This window comes from Desulfosarcina cetonica JCM 12296, assembly GCF_001311845.1.
GTDB classification, from domain to species: domain Bacteria; phylum Desulfobacterota; class Desulfobacteria; order Desulfobacterales; family Desulfosarcinaceae; genus Desulfosarcina; species Desulfosarcina cetonica.
This window is the reverse complement of the sequence record NZ_BBCC01000231.1, coordinates 1-8962: the sequence shown is the minus strand read 5'-3', so window position 1 is coordinate 8962 and position 8962 is coordinate 1. Positions and strand designations below refer to the sequence as shown.

Annotated in this window: 11 protein-coding genes; 3 read left to right on the top strand and 8 right to left on the bottom strand. The window is 54.2% G+C overall.

Annotated elements, in window-relative coordinates; all coding sequences use genetic code 11:
• The 3 genes from JCM12296_RS40485 to JCM12296_RS29970 form a co-directional block, all read left to right on the top strand.
• Positions 1–218 (top strand): hypothetical protein (locus JCM12296_RS40485; protein ID WP_172684181.1); only part of this gene is annotated, 218 nt, incomplete at its 5' end.
• A 74-nt stretch (positions 219–292) separates the two neighbouring features.
• A complete protein-coding gene (locus tag JCM12296_RS37280) occupies positions 293–586 on the top strand; it encodes a MaoC/PaaZ C-terminal domain-containing protein (protein WP_172684180.1) in 294 nt (97 codons plus the stop codon).
• A 338-nt stretch (positions 587–924) separates the two neighbouring features.
• The gene (locus JCM12296_RS29970) at positions 925–1338 is read left to right on the top strand and encodes a UPF0158 family protein (RefSeq protein ID WP_054700704.1); all 414 of its coding nucleotides are present in this window, start codon (positions 925–927) and stop codon (positions 1336–1338) included.
• 96 nt (positions 1339–1434) lie between these two features.
• Here the strand turns inward: JCM12296_RS29970 and JCM12296_RS29965 are convergent, their stop codons facing one another.
• The 8 genes from JCM12296_RS29965 to odhB all read right to left on the bottom strand — a co-directional run.
• Positions 1435–2019: a tetratricopeptide repeat protein gene (locus JCM12296_RS29965; protein WP_054700702.1), complete on the bottom strand. Its 585-nt coding sequence runs from the start codon at positions 2017–2019 to the stop codon at positions 1435–1437.
• A gap of 21 nt (positions 2020–2040) precedes the next feature.
• Positions 2041–2850 carry a hypothetical protein gene (locus JCM12296_RS29960; protein WP_054700699.1) on the bottom strand — a complete coding sequence of 270 codons (810 nt, stop codon included), beginning with the start codon at positions 2848–2850 and terminating at the stop codon, positions 2041–2043.
• A 392-nt stretch (positions 2851–3242) separates the two neighbouring features.
• Positions 3243–4622 (bottom strand): sigma-54-dependent transcriptional regulator, encoded by a 1380-nt coding sequence (locus JCM12296_RS29955; protein WP_083456651.1) that lies wholly within the window; start codon positions 4620–4622, stop codon positions 3243–3245.
• Positions 4623–5063: 441 nt separating this feature from the next.
• The gene (gene dksA, locus JCM12296_RS29950; protein ID WP_054700696.1) at positions 5064–5429 is read right to left on the bottom strand and encodes an RNA polymerase-binding protein DksA; all 366 of its coding nucleotides are present in this window, start codon (positions 5427–5429) and stop codon (positions 5064–5066) included.
• Positions 5430–5643: 214 nt separating this feature from the next.
• A complete protein-coding gene (locus JCM12296_RS48390) occupies positions 5644–5766 on the bottom strand; it encodes a hypothetical protein (RefSeq protein ID WP_281492206.1) in 123 nt (40 codons plus the stop codon).
• A complete protein-coding gene (locus JCM12296_RS29945) occupies positions 5766–6344 on the bottom strand; it encodes a flavodoxin family protein (RefSeq protein WP_218188355.1) in 579 nt (192 codons plus the stop codon). The genes JCM12296_RS48390 and JCM12296_RS29945 overlap by 1 nt, the downstream gene beginning before the upstream one ends.
• A gap of 229 nt (positions 6345–6573) precedes the next feature.
• Positions 6574–7986 carry a dihydrolipoyl dehydrogenase gene (lpdA, locus tag JCM12296_RS29940; protein WP_054700686.1) on the bottom strand — a complete coding sequence of 471 codons (1413 nt, stop codon included), beginning with the start codon at positions 7984–7986 and terminating at the stop codon, positions 6574–6576.
• A 1-nt stretch (position 7987) separates the two neighbouring features.
• On the bottom strand, positions 7988–8962 hold a 975-nt coding region (odhB, locus tag JCM12296_RS29935), incomplete at its 5' end, for a 2-oxoglutarate dehydrogenase complex dihydrolipoyllysine-residue succinyltransferase (RefSeq protein WP_054700683.1).

The window sequence follows — 8962 nt, the reverse complement described above, 5'->3', positions numbered from 1 at the left end:
TCTGCTTTCACAGCGACGGCAAAAAGCCGCCGCGCGTGAAGCTGGCGTTAAAAGTACATGTGATGAAAAAAGAATACGCGATATTTAATTTGCAAGAAGCGAAGGAATCAATCGAATCATTAATTCAAGATATGAACAAAGACCCTGAATATGACATCGGGGAATTTATGGTGGATATGCAACATATTTATAGGCATGTAAATAGGCAAACCTTTTAACACACATTCCAGCAGACAACCAGGGCCGTGTTATTCTGGGTTATGAGGCAACTGTTTCAAGGAAGACGGCAAAAGTGAAAAAGAGATATTTTGAGGATTTAAAAGATGGAGAACATATCAATTGTCAGCCTGTTGTGATGACACAAGAGGCTATTGTCGATTTTGGAAAAAAATTTGATCCTCAACCGTTCCATATTGATGAGAAAGCGGCGAGCAGATCTCTTTTTGGCGGACTGATTGCTTCCTCCCTTCATACGCTCTCAGCCTGCACCCGTGTTGTTGTTGAGGCACAAGGTAATGTCGCAATTCTAAGTGGTGTCGGCATGCACGAACGAAGCAAAGATGTTCAATCCAGTGCGTCCAGGTGACGTTCTTACGGTAAATGCCAGGTGGATGGAATTACAAAAATCGCGAAGTAAGCCAGACCGAGGGTTTGCGTCAATCAAGTGTGAGGTCGCCAACCAGCGGAAGGAGCCGGTCGTTGAATACGGCTATCGCTACTTGGTCGCCTGTCAGAGCTTCGTGATGAAAAAGTCCCAAGAATGACCTGACCTAACATCAAAGCGCTTGCAAGGGATCGCGAAAATCTGCGACTGCTGCTGAAGAACCCCGATAGAGCAGTATCAAAAGGAGAGTTGAATGACACACACCCTTTTCAAGTTTTTTACTGTTATCAACCAATTCACATATCACGAAAATTTGAATTATGCCCATACCATTTGATGAAATAGAAAACGCATTTATGTTTGTCAGCATGGACCAGCCCTATATGCATAACGCCTACCTCAATATAGAAACTGGAGAAACGTTTTATTCTTCCGAATTGGGTTATGTCGATGAAATCCCGGATGACATTGAAGACCCCAAGTATATCTCCATTCCCCATAAAAATGAGCTTGATCTTGGTAAAAGGCTCGTAATTGAATTCGTTTCTGATTTTTTGCCGACAGAGATGGATCGTGTTTATTCGATTTTCCGTCGTCGAGGTGCATATTCACGATATAAAGACCTTTTGTCTAAAAAAGGTCTGCTCGATGAATGGTACAAATTTGAAAACGAGCGGCAAAGGGCGGCACTTAAAGAATGGTGCGCTGAAAATGGCATCGCCATTGAGGAGTAATCGCCGCCTTCATGGTGTGCCGCGGTGGGAATCGAAAAGTCCCGGAGCGACGGGGCCTCTGCAATCGCAGCGGCCCCGTCGCACTCGATCCATCAATCAATACCACCAGCGGCCATGGCGCCAGTAATAATGATAGGGATACGCGCGATACCAGTAATGGTAGAACCGTGGCCGCCAAGAGGTCTTCCAACGATAATAATCCGTTTCCCGTTTGCGCGCCTCCGTGGCTTCACGAAGCAGGGTTGCAGATTCCTTGTCTCCGCGACTGGCGGCAATGCTCAGCCATTTTTCAGCTTCCTGCGGATCGGACCCCATCTCCTCGAGACCGGTCAGGTATAACCGTCCAAGCGCCTTTTGCGCATCGAGGTTTCCGCGCTCGGCCGCATTGCGCATCCATTGAATGGCCTGATAACTGTCCTGGCGCACGCCATCGCCTCGGAAAAACCGCAACCCCAGATCATAGGCCGCAGCCGCGTCCTGATCCGCAAGCTCTTTAAGTGCCGCGAAACGGCCGTCGTCATCGGGAACGGCCGTCGACGGATCGTATGATGAATAATTCGACGGACGCTCGGACAGACCGGAGGAATTATGAATTCGGATGGTTTCGTTCGCCGGCGGATTGGCGCAGGCGATGACCATCATGCCAATCAGAAAAAACGTATAAAACCGAATTGCCGTCATGGGATACTCGCCATTTTGGGATTAATTCACTTTCAGCGTGCCACCTCGGCCCAACCCACCCTTGACATCCTGGGCTTCGTAATTCCGCAACGCCCGAACCATGCCATTGTATGCATCCAGAAAGGCGGCCACCGTAGCTTTGCCTTCCGGCGTGGTGGTCATGCCGGACAAGGCGCCACCGGCCCTATGACCAAACGCACCCATGGCCGCGCCAAAATTGGTCGATGTGGAGCTGCCTTCCGATGCGGAAATTTGAATCGCCGAGCGGATGTCAAACAGGGAAAGGGTGACCACCGAGGATTTCGATTCCATCCCGGCGGCAAGGGCACCGCCAAGTCCCCGGTTGAAGATGCCGGCCACCGCGCCCGCGACTTTACCTGTCGGGGAATTATTGATGATGATTTGGGGTTCCATGTAGTAATCCGCGGCAACCCGCTGCCCCTTGTGCTGTTTCGATCCGGCGCGATATTCACCGGAGTTGCGCTGGATATCGGTAATCCGCGACAATCGGCTGTCGGTTCGCTGGTTGCCGATGGATGTGATCACAAAACAGTTGGATTGCTGCACGGCAAGACGAAGCAAAGGTTCGATGGTGGTGACGTTTGTCGCTCTGCTAAAATCACCATACCACCCTTGCGATCGACCATCATCGATGGCCAACGTTCCAAATGGCGCCTGGCAGTATTCCAGGGAAGAGCTGGCATCAACGGCGGTTCCGCCGCCAGCCGATCCGGATATAGCGGTACCACCACTTCCCGCGGTGACGCAGCCGGATAGTGTAAATCCGCATAAAATTAGAATCGAGACCAATACGGGGGCATGCCATTTCATCTTGTTTCCTCCAAACAGGTTGATAAGAGTTATAAGTTGATAAGAGCTATAAAGGGTGCCGGCAAATTGAATTGGGATGAGCTTTCGCCCGGAGCGTACGACCCGCCACGCTCACCTTCGGATGAGTTGGCCATTAACGCAATTCTTGGAGCTAGGTAAAACTTAGCATCAATTATGATACACGAAAACTGTGTCTATCGACAGCAAAAAAATGCCGTTTTCAGCAGCATGCCAAGGGAAATCAAATTTATCCATCATATTGGTAATATGGCAAAAAAACATCTGTCACAACCGAACAATGTGGTATAAAATAGACTTCCGGTTATGAAATAAAATTCATAAATCGTGTGGTATACATGCCATTTTCCAGGCGGCACCGGTTTCTTAGCGCTCTAAAGCAATTCGTACTGTGCGATCTTGTTGTACAAGGATCGACGGCTTATCCCCAAAATCGAAGCGGTACGCTGCCGGTTGTTGTTTGTCCATTTCAATGTCCGGAAAATAATTTCCCGCTCCGCGTCCTTTAACGTGCATCCCATTTGGAGAACGATATTTTGCGGCTTGTTGCGGGTCACCTGCAAGCGCTCGGGAAGATGGCTCGGCAGAAGAATCCCTCCCGTGCAGTTGAGGACCGCACGATGAATGACATTTTTGACTTCTCGGACATTTCCTGGCCAGTCGTAGGATTCCAGAATTGAAATGCAGTCGGGTGAGATCCCGACCACATCCCTTTGGTAATCATCGCTGAATTGTTTTAGAAAATGATTGACCAACAAAACGATATCGCCTCTGCGGTCGCGTAGCGGCGGCAGCGCAATCTGAAAGATGTCCAACCTGAAGAAAAGATCCTCCCTAAACCGCCCCTGCTCCACCGCCTCGGATAAATTCTCATTGGTCGCCGTTACAATGCGCACATTGGCGGATATGGTGCGGGTCCCACCGATGCGCTCCAGTTTGCGGGTTTCCAGAAGCCGAAGCAGGCTGATCTGTACCTTTTCATCAATGGTGCCGATTTCATCCAGAAAAATCGTCCCTCCTTCGGCTTTTTCGAACATTCCCCGGTGACTTTTCGTCGCACCGGTAAAGGCACCCTTTTCGTATCCGAACAGCTCACCGGCAACCAACTCCGGTGGCAGGGCTCCCAGATGGATGGGAATGAATCCCTTTTGGGAACGGGTGCTTTGCTGATGAATGGCCCGGGCGACCAAGTCTTTGCCGGTGCCGGTTTCACCGGTAAGCAGGACAGGCATGTCGGTATTGGCCGCCTGGCGGATCAGGCGGTAAACATCGATCATATTGGGCGCTCCGCCCACCATTTGTTCAAACGTCGTCTTACGCGCTTCGGACTTCAACAAAAGGTTGGGCGTGTATTGGGGCTGATGGAGCAAGGCGGCCTTGATGAGCATTTCCAGTTCACCATCAGGGATCGGCAGCTTGCCGTATTGATAGGAGCCCCTTTTCAGCGCCGAGAAAACCAGGGACATATCCTTGGATGACGCTAGAAACAGAATCTGGGTGGCCGCACTTTTCTCAGAAATAATATCCAAGAATTCCATCCCCCGAATGCGCCCGCCAACCGCCACGCTTCCGGTAAGAATCAGAATATCGATTTCGTGCTCTTCGAAATGCTCAAATCCCTGCTCAATGTTTTGGGCGGCGCGAATAATAAACTTTTTCTTGTTGCAGATGCGCTTGAGTTGCCGAATCAACTCGACACCACGTTCGATGACGAGAATGGTGCTTGTTTTTTTAATGGTTTTCGGTTCTCTCATGATTCATCGTCCTATCGACCATTCCAGGTGCCCATGGGGCGGGCTTGGACGATCGCCAAAATACAAAAGCGGATTGTACACATTTTTCACAGCCATGGCCAACACCGGGGTTGCTCAGGGTAGCGCCAAAAAAAATTGAGCGTAATCCAAACATTACTTTATTGCAATAAAATAAAGTCAGTTATCAAATCATGGGAAAAATCAAAATACCGATAAAGCCATGTAAGATTTTTACACTAAATATTAAGTCGCTATTGGTATGTGTAAAATATTCTCGTTTTTTGCATTTCTGCGTAACGGAGGGTATCGCATTCAAGATACAAAGCGTGGCATCGGGGGAACAAACGGAAACAGAGAGACCTTCGGCAACGGCGCCCTTCCATCACCGCATGGACGGGCACCGCCGAAAAAAGGAAGACGACGGGAAAGACAAGGGGTCGATCAGGCGCCGGTGACCCGCTCGAGCGCCTCCTGCTGGGTCTTGCAGGTAATGCAGTAGCTGGTGACCGGCCGGGCTTTGAGACGGGCGATTCCGATCGGTTCTTCGCAGATTTCGCAGATCCCATAGCTGCCGTCATCCATCGACTGAAGGCATTTCCGGATCTTGGCAATCAACCGGCTCTCCCGGTCACGCATGCGCAGTTGATTGTTGCGGGCCTGTTCTTCCGTGGCCCGATCCAGCGGATCGGCCTCGTTGCTGTATGCCGCACCGATCAGCTCTCCCACGGCAAGCCCGGCCTTGTTAAGCAACTCGTCCAATTCGGTCTGAAGAATGTTCCGAAAATATTCCAGGTCTTTATCGTCCATGGCGCCATCCTGAAAAAGGGTTAGGCCGTTTCCGGCGGGCTTGAAACCACTCGGATCAATTGGGCGTTGGCCGAGAACTTAAGATCGAATCATCAAGAATCAAGGCGAATAGCGGCGTTATAAATTCAGATTTTGCCGGTTTGTCAAACCCATATGGATAAAAAAAGACGACCCAAGGCCGCCTTTTAAAATGAAAAATCAGAAGTCAGGCGAATCAGACCGAAGCGGAGAATTTGGCCATCATTTTAGCCTGCATCGCCTGGGTGACGGCCACGCGATCGTGACCCGCCTTGAGCCGTTCGCCAAGCAAACGGCCCGCTGCGGCGGCGGCTTCCATCACATCCGCCTGACGGGAGACATCGGGAACGATCTCCGGCGTGATCTTACGCCCGCGCCGTGGACCATGAGGGGGATGCCCACCTGACAGGTTTCACCAAATCCGCAGCTGTAACAAGAAGCCGCGCCTTGTCCGCTGACCTTGGCCACGGTCTCGACGAAATTGTAAAGCAAGAACTTCTCCAGCTCGTCGACCACGGCACCCCCACCGGTTCCGCCCACGCCCACGGCCACGGCCAGCTTGCCCCAGAGGGTGTTGCCGGTCTGATGGCGGAACTGGAACCAACGCTCCAGGAAGGCGTGCATGCCGGCATTGAGTGTCGAATAATAGTTGGGTGCGCCGAATACATACGCATCCGCAGTAACGATGGCGTCCCTCAAGGAAGCCAGGTCGTCATCCACCTTGCAGATGTTGTCCTTGACGCAGCCGAGACAGGCGATGCACCCGGAGATGGATTTACCCCGCAGGGAAATGAACTCATAGTCCACTCCGGTGTTCTTCAAAACGGTTTCAACCAGCTTGTAGGTTCCGGATTGGCTCTCTTTACGCGGGCTGCCGGAAATGCCGAGAATTTTCATGTCACCTCCCGTTGATCTTGTTGTAAGGTTCACGTTGGTCTCTGCTTATAAGGAATCCTCCGGCTTGTCTGTAGCAAGGGCTACACGCTCGGCAGAAGAAAGCCGCTCGCCTGTCATCGGCGTTCAGTCCAGGTTGTTGGGCACGGTCGATCCATCGGCGGGCACCCGGTCGGTTCCGTCGACAATGACCATTCCGTCATCTTTCAGCGTTTTCATGGCTGGCAAGCACTTATGACGCATAAATGGAGCATTGGCGAACATGCATGGCCGCTTCCATCAACGCCTCGGAAAAGGTCGGATGGCCGTGAATGGTACGGCTGATATCCTCGCTGCTGGCCCCGAATTCCAAGGCCAGGACGCACTCGGCAATCATGTCCGCCGCCCGTGGCCCAATGATATGAACCCCCAGAATCCGGTCGGTCTTGCCGTGGGAGATCAGTTTGACAAACCCGTCGGTCTCCCCCATGCAACGCGCCCGTCCGGCACCGGAAAAGGGGAAGCTACCCACACAGTAGGGGATTTCGCGTTCACGCACCTGTTCCTCGGTCAGGCCGACGGATGCCACCTCGGGCCAGGTATAGACCACCGCCGGAATGGTGTCGTAGTTCACTTCGCCGGCCCGGCCGGCCATGCACTCCACAGCGGCAATACCTTCGGCGGACGCCTTGTGCGCCAGCATGGGGCCCGGTATCAGGTCGCCGATGGCGTAGATTCCCGCAACGCTGGTGCGATAGGTTTCATCCACCACGATCTGGCCGGTCCGGGGATCGGTCGCGATGCCCAAGGCCTCGATGCCCAGCCCTTGCGTCAGGGGGCGCCGGCCCACGGACACCAGCAAGCGGTCGAAGGTCATCTCCTCTTGCTGATCACCGCTGGCCAACACGGTTTTGACCTGCTTGCCCGTGACCTTGGCCTCGACCACACGGGTGTTGAGGCGGAACTGCATGCCCTGGCGCTTGAGAAGACGATCCAGGGTGCGGCCCACCTGGCCGTCCAGGGTGGTGGCGATTTTGGGCAACATCTCGATCACCGTCACCGTGGAGCCCAGCCGATTCCACACCGACCCCAACTCCAGGCCGATGTACCCGCCGCCGACGATACCCAGGCGGCCGGGGACCTTGTCGAACGCCAGCGCTTCGGTGGAGCTGACGATATGCTTGCCGTCCCATTCAAGGCCTTTGACCGCCACCGGTTCCGAACCGGTGGCCAAAAGGATGTGGTCGGCATTCAAGGTCAGGGTTTTCTTCTTTCCCGTATCCACGGCCACGGTTCCCGGCGCCGTGAGGGACGCACTGCCGTGGATGATCTCGATATGGTTGCCCTCGAGGAGCTTGCGCACGTTCTCGGTAAGATCTTCCACGACCTTGTCCTTGCGGGCCATCATGGTGGCCAGGTCCAGGCTCACCGAACCGGTCTTGATGCCGTATTCGGCAAATCGCTCCCGGGCCAGATGGTAGTACTCGGACGAATCCAAAAGCGCCTTGCTGGGGATGCAGCCCACGTTGAGGCAAACTCCGCCCAGGCGCGAGGACTTCTCCACCACGGCGGTCTTCAGGCCGAGCTGGGAAGCGCGAACCGCCGCCACGTATCCGCCGGGACCGGAACCGATGATCACCAGGTCAAACTGGACATCCTGCGCCATCTTACACCTCCAATGCCATGCGTTCGGGGTTTTCGACAAATTCCTTGACCCGTTTGAGGAAGGTCACGGCCCCCTTGCCATCCACGACGCGGTGGTCGTAGCTGAGCGCCACATACATCATGGGCCGGATGACGATCTGGTCGTCAATCACCACCGGCCGCTTCTCGATCTTGTGCATCCCCAGAATGCCGCTCTGGGGCGTGTTCAGGATGGGGGTGGAAAGCAAGCTGCCATAAACGCCTCCATTGCTCACCGTAAAGGTGCCCCCTTCCAGATCGGCCAACTCCAGGCGGTTCTCCTTGATCTTGGCCACGTAGTCCACGATCGCCTTCTCCACTTGCGCGAAGCCCATGCGTTCGGCATGGCGGATCACCGGCACCACCAGCCCCCGGTCGGTACCCACGGCCACGCCAATATGCTGGTAGTTATGATAGATGAGGTCATTGCCATCGATGAAGGCGTTGATTTCAGGGACCTCTTTGAGCGCCTCCACGCACGCCTTGACAAAAAAGGACATGAACCCCAGGGCGACGCCGTGGCGTTTTTGAAAGGCATCTTTGTAAAGGGAACGAATCGCCATGGCCCGCGACATGTCGATCTCGTTGAACGTCGTCAGCATGGCCGTGTTCTGCTTGGACGCCAGCAACCGTTCGGCGATGCGCTTTCTGATGGGCGACATGGGTTTGCGTTCCTCGGTGGCCACCGGCGCCGGGAAAGTCGGGGCCGCGGCCACGGGCGGTGCCTCGGGAATACCGGCGGGCGCCTTTTCCAGGTGCAGGAGAATATCGCCCTTGCTGATGCGGCCGCCGGGGCCGGTTCCCTGGATTTTGGTTACATCGAGGTGCTTCTCGGCGATCAGGCGGCGCACCGAGGGGGCCAGGGCCAGACCATCCGGGATAGCGGTTGAAGCAGTGGGCGCCGGCGCTTTTTTTTCTGCCGGTGGGGCTGCCGGCTGAGCCGGGGCCGAGGCCTGGGG